Raw genomic sequence first — 16,884 nt, 5'->3', positions numbered from 1 at the left:
GTGAGGCGGGCGCACCGCACGCGCCCGGAGGGTGGGAGCGGCGCCAGAAGCTGTTGACCCAACCGTCCGGCGCCTTCGCTCGCAGGCCTGCTGAACGCTCTTGACGGGTGACCCGGAGACCGGGAGCCAAACGCTCTCCTGGCGGGTCGCCGGCCCGGCGCGGGACCGACCGTCGCGACGGTCACGCCCCGCACCGGGGCGGCCACTCTCAGACGCCCTGCCCGAGCACCTTCTCCAGCGATCCCAGGGCCGACCGCAGCTCCTCGCCGGTGATGGTCAGCGGCGGGGCGAGCCGGATCGTCGAACCGTGGGTGTCCTTGACCAGGACGCCTTCCCGCATCAGACCCTCGCTGATCTCACGGCCCGTGCCGATGGCGGGGTCGATGTCCACGCCCGCCCACAGCCCCCGCGCGCGGAAACCCTCGACACCCCGGCCCACCAGCGCGGCGAGGCCGTCCCGCAGGACCACGCCCAGCTCGGCCGCCCTGCGCTGGAACTCACCCGTCCCCAACAGCTCGACCACGGCCGATCCCACCGCCGCGGCCAGCGGATTGCCGCCGAACGTCGAGCCGTGCTCACCGGGGCGCAGCACGCCGAGCACGTCCCGCCGGCCGACCACCGCGGAGACCGGCACGATGCCGCCGCCGAGGGCCTTGCCGAGCAGGAGAAGGTCCGGGACGACGCCCTCGTGGTCGACGGCCAGGGTGGTGCCGGTCCGGCCCAGGCCCGACTGGATCTCGTCCGCGATGAACAGGCAGCCGTTGCGCCGGGTCAGCTCGCGGACCCCGGTGAGATAGCCGTCGTCCGGGATGACCACGCCCGCCTCGCCCTGGATGGGCTCGATCAGCACGGCCGCCGTCGTCTCGTCGACGGCCGCTTCGAGCGCGGCGAGGTCGTTGTACGGGACGATCCGGAAACCCGGCGTGAACGGACCGAAGCCGGCGCGGGCCGTCTCGTCGGTGGAGAAGCTGACGATGGTGGTCGTACGGCCGTGGAAGTTCTCGGCGGCCACGACGATCGTCGCCCGGTCCGGTGCGACGCCCTTCACCTCGTACGCCCACTTGCGGGCCACCTTGACGGCGCTCTCCACCGCCTCCGCGCCCGTGTTCATGGGCAGCACCATCTCCAGACCGGTCAACTCGGCCAGGGACCCGGCGAATTCGGCGAGGCGGTCGTTGTGGAAGGCGCGCGAGGTGAGCGTCAGCCGGTCGAGCTGACGGTGGGCCGCCTCGATCAACACCGGGTTGCGGTGGCCGAAGTTGAGGGCGGAGTAGCCCGCCAGCATGTCGAGATAGCGGCGGCCCTCGACGTCCTCGACCCAGGTGCCCTCCGCGCGGGCGACGACCACGGGAAGCGGGTGGTAGTTGTGCGCGAGGACGGGCCCCTCGGCGCGGATCAGTTCCTCGGACGTGTGCGCGAGCGCGGGAGCGGTCATGAACGGATCTCCTGAGTGCAGCACTTGATGCCGCCGCCGGCCTTGTGGAACTCCGAGAGGTCGACGGGGACGGGGATGTAGCCGTGGCCCGCGAGCCGTCCGGCGAGCGCCTCGGCCTGCGGCGAGACGAAGACGTGACGGCCGTCGGAGACGGAGTTGAGTCCGAAGGCCATGGCGTCGTCCCGGGTGGCGAGCACCGCGTCGGGGAAGAGCCGCGCGAGCACCTCGCGGCTGCCGGGAGTGAACGCCTCGGGGAAGTAGCAGATGTTGTCGTCGTCCAGGACGAACAGCGCGGTGTCCAGGTGGTAGAAGCGCGGGTCCACCAACTGGAGGCTGATCACCGGGACACCGAAGAACTCCTGCACCTCGTGATGGGCCTCGCGGGTCGTACGGAATCCGGTGCCGGCCAGGACGTACCGGCCCACGGGGATCAGGTCGCCCTCGCCCTCGCACACCGACTCGGGGCGGTAGACGTCGAAACCGGCCGCCTTGAACCAGGTCTCGTACGCGCTGGACTCGGGGCGCCGCTGCGGCGCGTGGAAGAACGAGCCGAAGACCCGGCCCGCCAGGACGAGCGCGGAGTTCGCCGCGAACACCATGTCCGGGAGATCCGCCACCGGCTCGACGGCGTCGACGGTGTGACCGTGGGTGCGATACGCGTGGATCAGCGCCTGCCATTGGTCACGGGCGAGATCCACGTCCACCGGGGTGTCCGGGTGCATCCAGGGGTTGATCGCGTACTGCACGGCGAAGTGTCTGGGTTCGCAGACGAGAAAGCGCCGAAGGCGCGGCACACGGTTGTCAGGCACAGAGAGGTTCCTCCGCTTCCCGCGGTGTGGGCTGGGGGTGCCTCCACGGTAGAAAACGGGAGATACGCGCGACAAGCGACGAGAGCTGCGTGTTGGCGCACGAATGCTGCGTGTTCATGCCCTTCAGTGCGTGTTCGTTGCGTCACCCGGCGCGGGATGCGTCGCCCCCGCCTCCGGAGCCTCCGGCAGCAGGTGGGACAGCACCATGTAACTGATCGTCTTCCGGATGAACGGCTCGGCCCGGATCCGCTCCAGCACCTCCTCGAAGTGCTCCACATCGGTCGCCCGCACATGCAGCAGCGCGTCCGCGCCACCGGTCACCGTCATGGCCGCGGCGATCTCGGGGTAGTCGCGCACCACCTCGGCGATCCGCCGGGGCGGGGCCGCGCCCTCGCAGTACACCTCGACGTACGCCTCGGTACGCCAGCCGAGCGCCGCCGGCTTCACCGTGGCCGTGAACCCGGTGATCACTCCGGTGTCGCGCAGCCGGTCGACCCGGCGCTTGACCGCCGTGGCCGACAGTCCGATCGCCGCTCCGATCTCCGCGAAACTGGTCCGCGCGTTCGCCATCAGTGCGGTGATGATCTTGCGGTCGAGATCGTCGAACGCCGCGGGCTTGCTGCTCATGGCCCGCACTGTATCCAGCGACACCCTCCGGGCCGGTGCGGCGGCGGTGACCACGCCCGGCCGACGAAAGCTCCTCGTCCCCGACATGTCCAGACGTGGGAATTCCTCCTACAATCCACCTTCATGCTGCGTGCCCTCGCCGTCGACGACGAGCAACCGTCCCTCGAGGAACTCCTGTATCTGCTGAACGCTGATGCCCGAGTCTCCAGCGCCGAGGGCGCGAGCGACGCGACCGAGGCACTGCGCCGGATCAACCGGGCGCTGGAGTCCGGCCCAGACGGTCCGGAGGCCATCGACGTCGTCTTCCTCGACATCCACATGCCCGGCCTCGACGGCCTCGACCTGGCCCGGCTGCTCACCGGGTTCGCACAGCCGCCGCTGGTCGTGTTCGTCACCGCCCACGAGGGCTTCGCCGTCCAGGCCTTCGACCTCAAGGCCGTCGACTACATCCTGAAGCCGGTACGCCGCGAGCGCCTCGCCGAAGCCGTACGCCGGGCCGCGCAGCTCATGGACGCCGCCCCGCTCATCCCGGTGCACGAACCCGACCCGGACCACATATCCGTCGAACTCGGCGGCGTGACCCGCTTCGTGGCCGTCGAGGACATCACCCACGTCGAGGCGCACGGCGACTACGCACGCCTGCACACCGCCCAGGGCACCCACCTCGTCCGCATCCCACTGTCCACCCTTGAGGAACGCTGGCGCTCCCGGGGCTTCGTCCGCATCCACCGCCGCCATCTCGTCGCCCTGCGCCACATCGGCGAACTCCGCCTGGACGCCGGCACGGTGAGCGTCCTGGTGGACTCCGTCGAACTCCAGGTCAGCCGTCGGCACGCCCGCGAACTGCGCGACCTGCTGCTGCGCCGGACCACGAGCTGAGGGGCCCGAGTGCCACAGGATCCGACCGAACGCCGTGTCACCGTCACCGGGGTGCCCCGGCGTACCCGCAGGACGTCCGGCTACTACCGGCCCAGAACCGAGATAGACGAGCAGACCACCCTCGGCCACACCTACGTACGCTCCCTGATGCGCAGTCAACTACGGGTGGCACTCGTGGTGTTCGCTGTCCTGGTGCTGCTCGTCGGGCCCCTGCCCCTGGTCTTCGCCGCGATGCCGGACGGCGCCGGCGTCGAGTGGGCCGTACTCGGATTCGGCATCTACCCCCCGCTCGTACTGCTCGCCCGCTGGTACGTACGGCGCGCCGAACGCAACGAGAGGGACTTCGTGCGCCTGGTCGAGGACCGCTGAACGTGGACCAGAACTACGCCGTCCCCGCGGTCGCCCTCGTGGTCGTGGCGACCGTCCTGGTGGGCGCGTTCGGCCTGCGCATCTCCCGGACCACCTCCGACTTCTACGTCGCCTCGCGCACCGTCGGACCACGGCTCAACGCCGCCGCGATCAGCGGTGAGTACCTCTCCGCGGCCTCCTTCCTGGGCATCGCGGGCCTGGTGCTCGTCCAGGGCCCGGACATGCTCTGGTACCCCGTCGGCTACACCGCCGGCTATCTCGTCCTGCTGCTCTTCGTCGCCGCCCCGCTGCGCCGCTCAGGCGCGTACACCCTGCCCGACTTCGCCGAGGCCCGGCTCGGCTCACAGGCCGTGCGACGCCTGGCGGGAGCCTTCGTCGTCGGCGTCGGCTGGCTGTATCTGCTGCCCCAGCTCCAGGGCGCGGGGCTGACCCTGGCGGTGCTGACGGACGCGCCCGACTGGTTCGGCGGCGTGCTCGTCGCGGTCGTCGTGGTCGCCACCGTCGCCGCCGGGGGCATGCGCAGCATCACCTTCGTCCAGGCCTTCCAGTACTGGCTGAAGCTCACCGCGCTGCTGGTCCCCGCGCTCTTCCTCGTCCTCGCCTGGCAGAGCGACGGCGCCCCGCGCGAGGCCTTCGACGAGCCGACGTCCTTCCGCGAGCGGAGCGTCGTCCGCGTCGACGACAGCCTCGACCTGAAGCTCTCCCGGCCCCTGGGCGTCACCGCGACCGGTACCGTCGACGGACGCCGCTACGACGACGAGCGCGTCGAACTCCCCGTGGGCGTCCACCACATCCAGCGCGGCACGAAGCTCACCTTCAGCGAGGGCGACCCGGTGCCGAAGGCCGACCGCGTCAGCAACGGCGGCATGTCGACCTCGCTGGCCTCGGGCCGCGAGGAACGCCCGCTGTACGCGACGTACGGACTGATCCTCGCCACCTTCCTCGGCACGATGGGACTGCCGCACGTGGTCGTCCGCTTCTACACCAGTCCGCACGGCGTCGCCGCCCGCCGCACCACCGTCGTCGTGCTCGGCCTGATCGGCGCCTTCTACCTCCTCCCGCCCGTCTACGGCGCGCTCGGCAGGCTGTACGCCCCCGAACTCACCCTCACCGGCGACGCGGACGCCGCCGTCCTGCTGCTGCCCGACCGGGTGATCGGGGGAGTTGGCGGCGACCTGCTCGGCGCGCTGGTCGCGGGCGGGGCCTTCGCGGCGTTCCTGTCGACGGCCTCGGGGCTGACCATGGCCGTGGCAGGCGTGCTCACCCAGGACGTGCTGCCCTCGCGCGGCGTGCGGCACTTCAGGCTCGGCACGGTGTTCGCCATGGCGGTGCCGGCCGCGGCCAGCATGCTGGTCGGCGGCCTGCCGGTCGCCGACGCCGTCGGGCTCGCCTTCGCCGTGTCCGCGTCCTCGTTCTGCCCGCTGCTCGTCCTCGGCATCTGGTGGCGGCGGCTGACCCCGCCGGGCGCGGCGGCCGGGATGCTCGTCGGTGGCGGCTCCGCGCTCGTCGCCGTCGGCGCGACCATGGCGGGCTATCCGGGCACGGGCTCCCTGCACGCCCTCCTCGCCTGGCCCGCCCTGTGGTCGGTGCCGCTGGGCTTCGTGACGATGGTGCTGGTGTCCCTCGCCACGCCGGGACGGGTCCCGGCGGGCACGGCCGCGATCCTGGCCCGCTTCCACCTGCCGGAGGAACTGGCGGAGGACCACGTGCGAGCGGAGGCCAAGGTATGACAGGCGCGTGGGCACGAGAGCGCGAGTGTGGCGCGTGGGCGCGAGCGTGCGAGTGCGCGGAGGCGAGCCCGTGAGCGGCTTCATCGCCGGGCTCTGTGTCGCGGTACTCCCGCTGCTCGCGGCCGGGTTCTGGCTCGGGAGACGGACGGCGCGGCCCGAGAGCCTCGGCGACCTCGGCACCCCCGTCGAGCACGCCACCTTCCAGACCCTGCACACCGCCTCGCTCGCGGCGCCCCCGCTGCGCGCGGGCCTCACCGAGGAGACGGCCGGCCGGTCCGCCCGCCGTCTGCGTACGCTCCTCGGCACCGACGCGCTCTGTCTGACCGACCAGGAGACCGTGCTCGCCTGGGACGGCGTGGGCGAGCACCACCGCACCGAGATCATGGCGCGGCTCGCGGGACCGCTGGAGACCGGCCGCGGCGAGGCCTTCCGGCTCACCTGCGAGGAGCCCGACTGCCCACTGCGCTGGGCCGTCGTCGCCCCCCTCACCGTCGACAAACGGGTGCACGGAGCGCTCGTGGCCTGCGCGCCCCGCGAGTCCGCGGTCCTGGTACGAGCCGCGGGCGAGGTGGCCCGCTGGGTCTCGGTGCAACTGGAACTCGCCGACCTCGACCAGTCCCGAACCCGGCTGATCGAGGCCGAGATCAAGGCACTTCGGGCTCAGATATCCCCGCACTTCATCTTCAACTCGCTCGCGGTGATCGCGTCCTTCGTCCGCACCGACCCCGAACGCGCCCGCGAACTGCTGCTGGAATTCGCCGACTTCACCCGCTACTCCTTCCGCAGGCACGGCGACTTCACCACCCTCGCCGACGAACTGCACGCCATCGACCACTACTTGGCGCTGGTCCGGGCCCGGTTCGGGGACCGCCTCTCGGTCACCCTCCAGATCGCGCCCGAGGTGCTGCCGGTGGCGCTGCCCTTCCTCTGCCTCCAGCCGCTCGTGGAGAACGCCGTCAAGCACGGACTGGAGGGCAAGACCGACAAGAGCCACATCAGCATCACCGCGCAGGACGCGGGCGCCGAGGCACTTGTCGTCATCGAGGACAACGGCACCGGAATGGACCCCGACCGGCTGCGCCGCATCCTGGCCGGTGAGGTCAGCCCCTCGGGCGGCATCGGGCTGTCCAACGTCGACGACCGGCTGCGCCAGGTGTACGGGGACGACTACGGCCTCGTCATCGAGACCGCGGTGGGAGCGGGCATGAAGATCACCGCCCGGCTGCCGAAATACCAGCCCGGGGTGCACTCCGCCGCCCGCCTGCCCAGGCAGTGAGCGTCAGGTGGCGCGCGAGGCGACCATCCCCAGCGTGATCAGGCCGAGCACGACCCAGCCGAACCACAGCCAGCCGTTGCTGCCGAGCGCCACCGTGTAGGCCGTCACCACGACGAGTCCGCCCACGGTGAGCACCCCCATCGCCTTCGTCGAACCAGGTGTCGAACCGGGCATCTGAGCACCCTCCTTCGGGCGGGGCGGCGACGTACGCCGTGACCTTGGCCCATTTTCACCCGACAGCGCTCGATTCGCCAGGGCCGGGCGGCCTACTCGCGTCCGCGCATCCGCTTCCTGTCCAGGCGCTCGATGCCGCAGACCACCAGGTAGTACTTCTTCTTCCACAGCCCGGTGCTGCGCAGACCGTGACTCCAGTGGGTCTCGGAGCTGTATCCGAACTCCTCGGGCCGGGCGTCCTTCGCGCACCGCGCGTCCGCCGCCCTGTCGGCGTCCTGGCCGGACGACGCTGCCCCGAGGTGGGTGATCTGCACGACCCGCACGGTGTGTTCCTTGTCGCAGGCGACCAGCTCGTAGTGCGTGCTCGCCCGCGCGTCCCCGTCGACGTGGCCGAGGCAGTCCCCCCGCTGTATCTGGGTGGCGTCCTGGAAGGTCATCCCGTACGGGCGGAGCTCGCCGAGCGGGCCGTACACCGGGCCGTGTCTCCCGACCAGCAGACAGGCGACCTCGCCGCCGGCCGCGTCGAAGCCCTCGCGGGTCGGCACCACCGCCATGCTCCGCACGTGCCACGCCAGTTTCCCCGCGGTCCTCTCCGTCAGCTCCGCGCAACGGGCCGCTCCCCGGCTCGTCGCCTCCTCGAACGAGGAAGCCCTGAACAGCGCCATGACCTGCCCGTCCGGGACCAGGTCCCCGCAACTCGGGTCCAGCGTGAGCGGCGGGACTCCGGCCACTTCGGCGGGAGGTGGATCGCCACGGACGCAGTCGCCCTTGCGGAGCGGTTCGGAGAGCCCGACCGTGGAGCCGTACGGCGTCACCGACCTGTTCGCCATGGCGTACCAGACCCCGCCCGTGGCGAGACACAGCGCGAGAAACAGCGCCGCCAGCCCCTGGAGCAGGACGGGACGTTTGCGGCGCCGCCTGCCCGAGGGGCCGAACGCCGGGGCGGGCGGGCCTCCGTACCAGGGCGGGCCGTAACCCTGGCCGGGCGCCGGGGTGTGGGCGGGCGGGGCGTAGGGGGAGGGGGTGCCCAGGGCGGTCGGCGTGTAGGTGCCGGGTGCCGCGAGACCCTGATCCTGGGCCGGACCGAAGGAGCCCTGACCGGGTGGTGTCCGTCCCGGGGCGCCGAGGCCCGCCGGGGTGCCGTCGGCGGTGACGAGCCCCGCCCAGGGTGGCTGCGATCCGCCGTCGACCTGGGTACGGGGATGAGGCTCGGGCGTGATGATCCGGGCCAGGGCCGCCGCCGTGTCCTCCGCGGAGATCCGCAGCGCGGGATCCTTGGCCAGCAGCGCCTCGATGACCGGACGCAGGGCTCCGGCCCGCTGCGGGGGCGGCGGCTCCTCCAGGACCACGGCGGTGACAGCGGCGAGATCGGTGTCGCGGTCGAACGGACCGAAACCCTCCACGCCGAAGTACAGGGTGCAGCCCAGTGAGAACAGATCGGCCGCCGCGGTCGGCGGCCCGCCCGTGGCGCGTTCCGGCGCCAGGTAACCGGCCGTGCCGACCAGGATGGACGTCAGGGTCCAGCGGGTCTCGGCGGAGTCCGGCTGGACCGAGATGCCGTAGTCGGTGAGCACGACCCTGGACCCCGGTACGCCGCTGCGGTCCGGAGCGAGCAGGATGTTGGCGGGCTTGACGTCCCGGTGCATGATGCCGCGCTCATGGCCCGCGGTCAGCGCGTCCAGGACCGCGAGGCCGACACGGGCACACTCGGCGGGGGCCAGCGGGCCGCGCCGGGCCAGCCGGTCACGCAGGTCCTCCGCGCCGGCCACGTACTCCATCACGATCCACGGCAGGCCCTCGTGCTCCAGGACGTCGTGCACGGTCACCACATGCGGATGCCCGCGCAGCACCGCCGCGTGCCGTGCCTCGGCGCGGGCCCGCGCGACCCGGGACTCATGCTCCTCACCCGTACCGGGCGCCGAGCGGAACCTGATCTCCTTGAGCGCGACGTGACAGTCGAGCCGCCTGTCGTGGGCGAGCCAGACCTGGCCCATCCCGCCGGAGCCCACCTGGTCCACGAGCTCGTACCGGCCGGCGATGATCCGGCCCACTCCCGACTGCGGTGATCCCTGTGCCATCCGGTCACTCCCGGGTTCTGCGCTGGTTCGGTACGCGGGTCAGGACGCGGCGCCGGACGCCGGCGGTGCGTCGCTCGGTACGGGCGCGGTCGATGTCGGGCCGGTCGATACCGGCCCGTCCGATGTCGGCCCGTCCGACGTCGGTCCGGCCGGAAGGGACTGCGTCTTCGTGGGACCGGCCGACTCGCTGGTCGGGGTGGTGGGTACAGGCGTACTCGGCGGAGGCGGGTTAGGTGGAGGCGTGTTCGGCGTCGGGCTCCGCTCCGGGGGCGAGGAGTCCGTGCCGCCGCCCGGAGCGGAGGTCCCCGAGGACCCGGTGGACGGCGGCGACTGTGATGGCGTACCGGGAGCGGTGCTGAGCTCGCCGGTGCCTGTACTGGACTCTCCTGTGCCGGTATCGGGTCCCCCAGGACCGCTACCGGACTCTCCGGGCGCGCTGCTCGATCCGCCAGGCCCCGTGCCCGCCCCGCCGGAGTCCGGGTCCGGGGGAGTGGTCAGCCCGCCCCCACCGTCCTCGGCCGGGCCCTCCACGAACAGGGTCACCGCCGCGCCCCACTCCAGCGTGCTGCCGGCGGTGGGCTGGGACGCGGTGACGAGGGAGTCGTCGGCCGGAGGGGTGTCGCCGTCGTAGGACGTCACGAGACCCGCGTCGGCCAGCCGCTGTGCCGCCGCGGCGAACGTCGTCCGCGTGACGGCCGGAACCCTGAGTTCCGTGTGCGTGTCGAAGGACTTGTCGTCCTCGCCCGCGGTGCCGATCGGACGGTTGATGCCGCGATCGGGGTCATGGACGTCGACGAGCTGGAGCCGCTCGACGCGGTGCGCCCCGGGTGGCGGTTCGACGACCACGATCCGGTCCTGCCGATAGCCGGACCACTGTTTGTTCCCGCCGGTGAACCGCACCGACGTCTTCCCGGCGTCCCCCTTGTAGGGAAGCAGCGGATTACCGCAGGAGCACTTCACCGCCGGAAGTCCCTGCGGGTCGACCAGAATCGCGATTCCCGCCTGTAGTAGAGCATCGAAAGGTACGGCCTTGCCATCCTCGTACTCGTGATTCGTCACGAGGGTGTCGTGGCGCAGAACAACGGGTGTGAGTCGATCGATATGCCCCGGGATCTCGCCGGTGCCGATATTCCGCACCCGTGCCCATTCCGCGGCCTTCGCGGAGTTCTTGTCGTCGGTGAGGAAGTCCTTGAGCTTGGCCATGTCACAGGTGCCGGGTTTCGTCGAGCCGCCGAACTCACCGGTGGCCCCACCGTCATCGCCCTGCCCCGAGGAGCCCTCGTCCCCGCCCGTGGCGCCGCCGTACAGCCCCGGACTGTTGCTGGCCTGCACGCCGCCGCTGGGCCGCGCCTCCGGGAGGCGCATGTCCTTGCCGAGGCGGCCGTCCTCCTCGAAAAAGGGATTGGCCTGCGAAATCCCCGCGGCCACGGCCCGAACCACGGACATCTGTTCGGACTTGCTGCATCCGCCGGCAATCAGCACGGCGACGAGTACCAAAGCGATCCTGCGGGCCGCTTTTAATCCCACCCTTTGCATGGACATGCGAATTGTCATGACCGCTCCCCCTGCGGTTTCCCCCTGGACCCCGCGTGCCGGACAAGAGAACGGACGCGAGGCTTCGCACCCATGCTACTGAATGGAAATGCCTTTCACGCAAGCGGAATAGAGAAGGTAATTCAGCGACCGCGTGCGTCGAGTGAGGCCAGATAGGCGTTGTACGCCTCGAGTTCCTTGTCCCCGTCGCGGTCCGCTGCCCGGTCAGCGCGGCGGGCCTGCCGGCTCTCGGAGGCGTGCCACTGGAAGAGCAGCGCGATCAGCACGAGGACGGAGGGGATCTCGCTGAACGCCCAGGCGATGCCGCCCGCCGCGGTCTGGTCCGCGAGCGCGTCGATGCCGAGCGACGCGGGCGGGTTCTCGTACGTCTCCACCATCGGCCCGGACGCCATCATCAGCGCGATGCCGAAGAACGCGTGGAACGGCATCCCCGCGAACAGTTCCAGCATCCGCATCAGATAGCCCGGCCGGTGCGGCCCCGGGTCCACGCCCATGATCGGCCAGAAGAACACCAGGCCGACGGCGAGGAAGTGACACATCATCGCGGTGTGCCCGACCTTGGAGCCCATCAGGAAGTCGAAGATCGGCGAGAAGTACAGCCCGTAGAGGCTCGCGATGAACAGCGGGATGGTGAACGCGGGGTGCGTGACGATCCGCATGAACCGGCTGTGCAGGAACATCAGCAGCAGTTCACGCGGGCCCTTGCCGCCCCGCCTGGACGCGACCGGCAGTGCCCGCAGCGCCAGCGTGATCGGCGCGCCCAGCAGGATCAGGATCGGCGACAGCATGCTGATCACCATGTGCTGAACCATGTGCACGCTGAACATGACCATGCCGTAGTCGTTGAGCCTGGTGCACATCACGAGCATCACGGTCAGCACGCCGACGACGAAGGAGGCCGTGCGGCCCACCGACCACTTGTCCCCGCGCCGGGCCAGCCGTACGACACCCCACCCGTACAGCCCGATGCCCGCCAGGCAGGCGATGAGGAAGAACGGGTCCGCCGACCACTCGAGCCCTCGCCCCAGCGTGAACGGCGGCAGATCCATGGTCATGCCGTGCCCGCTGTGATCCATCCGCCGGCTCCTGATTCGTACTGGTTGCGCGCTGTCTGTCCGCACCAGACTAGAACCGCCCCCGGTCGTCGCTGCGACCGGGGGCGGTTCTCGCTGTCTGTCTCACCTACGGCTCAGAGCACGCACTCCGCCTCGGCGTACCGCTCGTCCGGAACCGTCTTGAGCGTCTCGACGGCCTCCGCGAGGGACACCATCACGATGTCCGTACCGCGCAGCGCCGTCATCTTGCCGAAGTCACCGCGGTGCGCGGCCTCCACGGCGTGCCAGCCGAACCGGGTGGCGAGCACCCGGTCGTACGCCGTCGGGGTTCCGCCGCGCTGGACGTGCCCGAGGATCACCGGACGGGCCTCCTTGCCGAGGCGCTCCTCCAGCTCGATGGAGAGCTGGCGGGCTATCCCGGCGAACCGCTCGTGCCCGTAGACGTCCTTGCCGCCCTCGTCGTACTCCATCGAGCCCTCGCGGGGCTTGGCGCCCTCGGCGGCGACGACGATGGCGAACCGCTTGCCCGCGTCGAAGCGTTCGCCGACCTTGGCCGCCAACTCCTCGATGTCGAAGGGGCGTTCCGGTACGACGATGGCGTGCGCGCCCGCCGCCATGCCGGAGTGCAGCGCGATCCAGCCGGTGTGGCGGCCCATGACCTCCACGATCAGCACCCGCTGGTGGGACTCGGCGGTGGTCTTCAGCCGGTCCAGTGCCTCGGTCGCGACTCCGACGGCTGTGTCGAAGCCGAAGGTCACGTCCGTGACGGCGATGTCGTTGTCGATGGTCTTCGGTACGCCGACGATCGGCAGGCCGCTGTCCGACAGGAGGCGGGCCGCCTTGAGGGTGCCCTCGCCGCCGATCGGGATGATCGCGTCGAGTCCGAGCTCCTCGACATGGCCCCTGGCCCGCTCCACACCGTCACGCAGATGGGCGGGCTGGACGCGGGAGGAGCCGAGCATGGTGCCGCCGCGAGCCAGGATGCCGCTCACCGCGTCGAGGTCGAGTTTGAGGTAGTCGCACTCCAGGAGGCCTTTCCAGCCGTCGCGGAAGCCGATGACCTCGTCGCCGTGGTCGACGACGGCACGGTGCACCACGGACCGGATGACGGCGTTCAGACCGGGGCAGTCGCCGCCGGACGTGAGGACACCAATGCGCATAGCCCGAAATACCTTCTCAACGTGGGCCGGGTCCGGACCACGCTGTCCGGCTCGATCCCCGCCACCCTACCGGCGGGAGGGGGCGGGGACACACGGGGCGTCCGCCTGCTGGACGACCCCGCACACGTGAGCGGAGGCCCTGTCAGACGGGCTGCGCGGCGGTGCCCGGAAGGGCTTGTGCGGTTGTGCTCAGGCGGGCTGCGTCGCGGCCGTGATGCGCTCGCCCCGCAGCGCCTCGTACCACCGGTCGTCGACCGGCGGCAGTGCGTTCACGTCGAGCGCCAGCTTCAGCAGCAGGTCCGCGATCTGCGGGTTGCGGGCGAGGACGGGCCCGTGCATGTACGTACCGAAGACGGTGTCGTTGTACGCGCCCTCGGTGCCGTCGCCGGTGCCGTTGCCCTTGCCGAGCCGCACGTTCGCGAAGGGGCGTGCGGTGGGGCCGAGATGGGTGACGCCCTGGTGGTTCTCGAAGCCGGTGAGCTGCGGGAGACCGAGGCGCGGGTCGATGTCCGCGAGCACGTCACCGACGCACCGCTCGCCCTCGCCGCGCACGGACGTCACGTCGAGCAGGCCGAGGCCCGGCTCGCGCTGCCCGAGGTCGTTGATGAACTCGTGGCCGAGGATCTGGTAGCCGGCGCACACCGAGAAGACGATCGCGCCGTTGCCGACCGCGCGGTGCAGACCGCCGTCGCGGCGCAGCCGCTCCGCCGCGAGCCGCTGCGGCCGGTCCTCGCCTCCGCCGATCAGGTAGATGTCGCCGGAGGTCGGGATCGGCTGGTCGCTGCGTACGTCGAGACGGGCCACGTCGAGGCCGCGCTGACGGGCCCGGCGCTCCACGACCAGGGCGTTGCCCTGGTCGCCGTAGGTGCTCAGCAGGTCCGGGTAGATCCACACGAGACGCAGGCTGTTGTCACTCATCTTCTTCGTCCTTCGTGGCTCAGTTGCCGACACGACGCCTCAAGTCCTGGAAAGCGGTGTAGTTCGCGACGACCTCGATGCGTCCGGGCGGGGCCAGCTGTACGGCCTGGTCGAGGTTCTCGCAGACCTGGAACTGCTGGTTCGCCACCTCCAGACGTACGGCGAGGTCCAGCTTGCGATCGCCGAGAACGAAGATCGGGTGACCGGTGAGCTGTGTGTAGTCGACGTCCCACAGCCAGGACGTGTCGGTGCCGTCGGCGCCGCGCGCGTTCACCGAGAGGATGACCGGGGTCGGCGGCGGGTCGATCAGGGAGAACGTCTCCAGCCAGCCCGCGGGGTTCTTGGCGAGCAGCAGCCGCAGGTCGCGCTGCATGAACTGCACCACGTCGTAGCGGCCGGCCACCGCCTGCACCTGGTACATGCGCTCCAGGGCGACCTGCGGGGGCACGCCGAAGACGGCGGCGACGGCGGCCGAGGAGGCGGCGTTCGCCTTGTTGGCGCGGCCCGGCAGCTGGAGGTGGATCGGCCAGGCGGAGCCGTGCGGGTCCAGCACGTGGTCGCCGGTGAGCGCCCAGCTCGGGGTCGGACGGCGGAAGCCGCACTCGCCGCAGAACCAGTCGTCGCCGGGGCGCTGCATCACACCGCCGCAGGACGGGCAGGACCAGGCGTCGTCCTTCCACATCTGACCGGCCGCGACCCACACCACGTTGGGCGAGGAGGACGCGGCCCACACGACGAGCGGGTCGTCGGCGTTGGCGATCACGACGGCCTTGGAGCCGGCCAGGCCCTCGCGCCAGTGCTCGGCCATCATCCGGGTCTCCGCGGCCCGGTCGAGCTGGTCGCGCGAGAGGTTGAGCAGCGCGATGCACTTGGGGTCGGTGTCACGGGCGACACCGGAGAGGTACTTCTCGTCGACCTCGATGACCGCGTACCTGGCGTCCGAACCGCCGGCGAGCGCCGAGGTGATACCGGCCGGCATGTTCGCGCCGAGCGCGTTGGACACGACCGGGCCCGCGGCGCGCAGCGCCTCGGCGATCAGCCGGGTCGTGGTGGTCTTGCCGTTGGTGGCCGACACCAGGATGACGTCCAGGTGTGTGGCGAGCCGCGCGAGCAGGTCGGGGTCGAGTTTGAGTGCCACCCGGCCGCCGATCACCGATCCGCTGCCGCGTCCGGCGGCCCGCGAGACGGCCGCTGCCGCCTTGCCCGCCGTCACGGCCAGCTTGGCCCGCGGTGTCAGCGGGTCCGAGTTGCCTGACATCGTGTCCGATCCTCCTTGCGTACGCGCCGCGCCTCTGCCCCCGGCATCGTGTGGCCCTCAGCCTATCGAGATCCACTCACGTGCCCGAATCGCGGCACCGTGCCGGTGCCCGCGCGACATTCGCGCGCCTTCCAGGACCGTACCCTTGCGGCCATGCGACACGGCTTCATCCCGGGCTCCCGAGGGCGCGTCCGGCCCATCACCCTGCTCGGCGACCCCGTCCTGCACGCACCGTGCGCGGAGGTCACCGACTTCGGTCCCCAACTGGCCCGGCTGGTCGAGGACATGTTCGCGACGATGTACGCCGCTCAGGGCGTCGGCCTCGCCGCGAACCAGGTCGGCGAGTCCCTGCGGGTGTTCGTATACGACTGTCCCGACGGCGAGGACGTCCGTCACGTCGGTCATGTGGTGAACCCCCGTCTCGTCGAGGCGGACGGTGTCGTCCTGCGCGGTCCTGAGGGCTGTCTGTCCCTGCCGGGTCTGGAGGCGGGGACGGAGCGGTACGACCACGCGGTGGTCGAGGGGTTCACGGTGACCGGCGAGCCGGTGCGGGTGCACGGCACCGGCTGGTTCGCCCGCTGCCTCCAGCACGAGTGCGACCACCTCGACGGCAAGCTGTACGTGGACCGGCTCACCGGTTGGCGCCACCGCCGGGTGATGAGACAGGCGGCACGGGCGAACTGGCGCCGCTGAGCTGCGGGGGAGTGGCGCCACTCGGCGGTGACGACGCCGAAACCCCGGTGGGCGGTGCGGGCGGAGTCGTCGGGAACCGTGCGGGGCGAACCGCCGCTGCGGCCCGCCGTCAGAACCCCGGTCCGCCGACCTTGTCGCCCGCGGCGGCGAGCCGGCCCCAGAGGAGGTCGGCCAGGCTCCGTACCAACTCGGCGCGGGAGCAGGGTCGTTCGCCCATCCACCAGTCGCCGGCCGCGTGCATCATGCCGACGATGCCGTGCCCCCACACCCGGGCGAGCTGCTGGCTGCCGGGTCCGAGGTCCACCCGCTCCTCGATGACCTCGGCGAGTTCCTCGCCCATGCGGCGCAGCAGCGGAGCGGAGTGCCTGCCCACGTCGAACCCCGGGTCGCCCGGCTGGACGCCCTCGGTGGGATGCATCAGGAACCGGTAGACCTGAGGGTGCGCCTCGATGGCCGCCAAGTACGTGTCCAGCGTGGCCTCGACGCGTTCGCGGCGCCCGGCCGGCGCGTCGAGCGCGGCGCGCAGCGAACCGAGGAGGGCGTCCGTGTGCCGCTTGGCGAGGGCGGCGTAGAGTCCGCCCTTGTCGCCGAAGTGGCGATAGAGGATCGGCTTGGTGATCCCGGCCTCGGCGGCGATGGCGTTCATCGAGGCCCCTGGGCCGTCACGGAGCACCACTCTGTCGGCGGCCTCCAGCAGTTCCCGCCGACGGCGGTCGGCCGAGCTCTGCTGATCGGTCCGCTGTGTGGTGTCCATGGTTTCTCCCCACCCGTGCTGATTCGGTGACGCCTGCGCAAACTAACACCCACTGGCGCATGTGTATCGAACGGGCTGCCGAGCAGGGCTCGGGAGTTGACTTTTCCTACTGGTG

General features: G+C 71.2%; 16 protein-coding genes. 5 read left to right on the top strand and 11 right to left on the bottom strand.

Annotated features, from left to right (window positions below):
* Positions 1-208 precede the first annotated feature (208 nt).
* The 3 genes from rocD to ACIP79_RS03640 all read right to left on the bottom strand — a co-directional run bounded on the left by rocD (position 209) and on the right by ACIP79_RS03640 (position 2,871).
* Positions 209-1,435 (bottom strand): ornithine--oxo-acid transaminase, encoded by a 1,227-nt coding sequence (rocD, locus tag ACIP79_RS03650; protein ID WP_401218766.1) that lies wholly within the window; start codon positions 1,433-1,435, stop codon positions 209-211.
* Positions 1,432-2,244, bottom strand: a complete 813-nt coding sequence (gene ddaH / locus ACIP79_RS03645) for a dimethylargininase (RefSeq protein WP_401218764.1) — start codon at positions 2,242-2,244, stop codon at positions 1,432-1,434. The genes rocD and ddaH overlap by 4 nt, the downstream gene beginning before the upstream one ends.
* Positions 2,245-2,367: 123 nt before the next feature.
* Positions 2,368-2,871: an Lrp/AsnC family transcriptional regulator gene (locus tag ACIP79_RS03640; protein ID WP_401218761.1), complete on the bottom strand. Its 504-nt coding sequence runs from the start codon at positions 2,869-2,871 to the stop codon at positions 2,368-2,370.
* A gap of 123 nt (positions 2,872-2,994) precedes the next feature.
* Between ACIP79_RS03640 and ACIP79_RS03635 the strand changes: the two genes are divergently transcribed.
* From ACIP79_RS03635 to ACIP79_RS03620, 4 genes are all read left to right on the top strand, one after another.
* Complete coding sequence (locus ACIP79_RS03635) at positions 2,995-3,750, top strand: LytR/AlgR family response regulator transcription factor (RefSeq protein ID WP_383685070.1); 756 nt, start codon at positions 2,995-2,997, stop codon at positions 3,748-3,750.
* A 9-nt stretch (positions 3,751-3,759) separates the two neighbouring features.
* On the top strand, positions 3,760-4,119 hold the full coding sequence (locus ACIP79_RS03630) for a hypothetical protein (RefSeq protein WP_401218758.1): 360 nt from the start codon (positions 3,760-3,762) through the stop codon (positions 4,117-4,119).
* A gap of 2 nt (positions 4,120-4,121) precedes the next feature.
* Positions 4,122-5,849: a cation acetate symporter gene (locus ACIP79_RS03625; protein ID WP_383685068.1), complete on the top strand. Its 1,728-nt coding sequence runs from the start codon at positions 4,122-4,124 to the stop codon at positions 5,847-5,849.
* A gap of 70 nt (positions 5,850-5,919) precedes the next feature.
* Complete coding sequence (locus ACIP79_RS03620) at positions 5,920-7,125, top strand: sensor histidine kinase (RefSeq protein ID WP_401218754.1); 1,206 nt, start codon at positions 5,920-5,922, stop codon at positions 7,123-7,125.
* 3 nt (positions 7,126-7,128) lie between these two features.
* Here ACIP79_RS03620 and ACIP79_RS03615 read toward each other — a convergent pair whose 3' ends face one another.
* The 7 genes from ACIP79_RS03615 to ACIP79_RS03585 form a co-directional block, all read right to left on the bottom strand.
* Positions 7,129-7,299 carry a hypothetical protein gene (locus ACIP79_RS03615; protein WP_383685064.1) on the bottom strand — a complete coding sequence of 57 codons (171 nt, stop codon included), beginning with the start codon at positions 7,297-7,299 and terminating at the stop codon, positions 7,129-7,131.
* A 92-nt stretch (positions 7,300-7,391) separates the two neighbouring features.
* Positions 7,392-9,377 carry a protein kinase gene (locus ACIP79_RS03610; RefSeq protein ID WP_401218750.1) on the bottom strand — a complete coding sequence of 662 codons (1,986 nt, stop codon included), beginning with the start codon at positions 9,375-9,377 and terminating at the stop codon, positions 7,392-7,394.
* Positions 9,378-9,416: 39 nt separating this feature from the next.
* Positions 9,417-10,931, bottom strand: a complete 1,515-nt coding sequence (locus ACIP79_RS03605; RefSeq protein ID WP_401218747.1) for a DUF6777 domain-containing protein — start codon at positions 10,929-10,931, stop codon at positions 9,417-9,419.
* A gap of 122 nt (positions 10,932-11,053) precedes the next feature.
* On the bottom strand, positions 11,054-12,007 hold the full coding sequence (locus tag ACIP79_RS03600) for a cytochrome c oxidase assembly protein (RefSeq protein ID WP_401218744.1): 954 nt from the start codon (positions 12,005-12,007) through the stop codon (positions 11,054-11,056).
* Between the two features lie 113 nt (positions 12,008-12,120).
* Entirely contained in the window at positions 12,121-13,146 is a 1,026-nt protein-coding gene (locus tag ACIP79_RS03595) for a 6-phosphofructokinase (protein WP_383685057.1), read from the bottom strand.
* A gap of 189 nt (positions 13,147-13,335) precedes the next feature.
* On the bottom strand, positions 13,336-14,064 hold the full coding sequence (locus tag ACIP79_RS03590; protein WP_387177698.1) for a type 1 glutamine amidotransferase: 729 nt from the start codon (positions 14,062-14,064) through the stop codon (positions 13,336-13,338).
* 19 nt (positions 14,065-14,083) lie between these two features.
* Complete coding sequence (locus ACIP79_RS03585) at positions 14,084-15,322, bottom strand: MurT ligase domain-containing protein (RefSeq protein ID WP_387177696.1); 1,239 nt, start codon at positions 15,320-15,322, stop codon at positions 14,084-14,086.
* 153 nt (positions 15,323-15,475) lie between these two features.
* Between ACIP79_RS03585 and def the strand changes: the two genes are divergently transcribed.
* Positions 15,476-16,015, top strand: coding sequence for a peptide deformylase (gene def, locus ACIP79_RS03580; protein WP_401218739.1), 540 nt, complete (start codon positions 15,476-15,478; stop codon positions 16,013-16,015).
* 109 nt (positions 16,016-16,124) lie between these two features.
* On the opposite strand, the gene ACIP79_RS03575 is transcribed toward def, so the two are convergent.
* Positions 16,125-16,769 carry a TetR family transcriptional regulator gene (locus tag ACIP79_RS03575; RefSeq protein ID WP_383689591.1) on the bottom strand — a complete coding sequence of 215 codons (645 nt, stop codon included), beginning with the start codon at positions 16,767-16,769 and terminating at the stop codon, positions 16,125-16,127.
* Positions 16,770-16,884: the final 115 nt, after the last annotated feature.

The sequence above is a fragment of the Streptomyces sp. NPDC088747 genome, assembly GCF_044751025.1.
GTDB lineage: Bacteria > Actinomycetota > Actinomycetes > Streptomycetales > Streptomycetaceae > Streptomyces.
The sequence above is the reverse complement of the archived record's forward strand: the minus strand, read 5'-3'. Positions and strand labels throughout refer to the sequence as shown.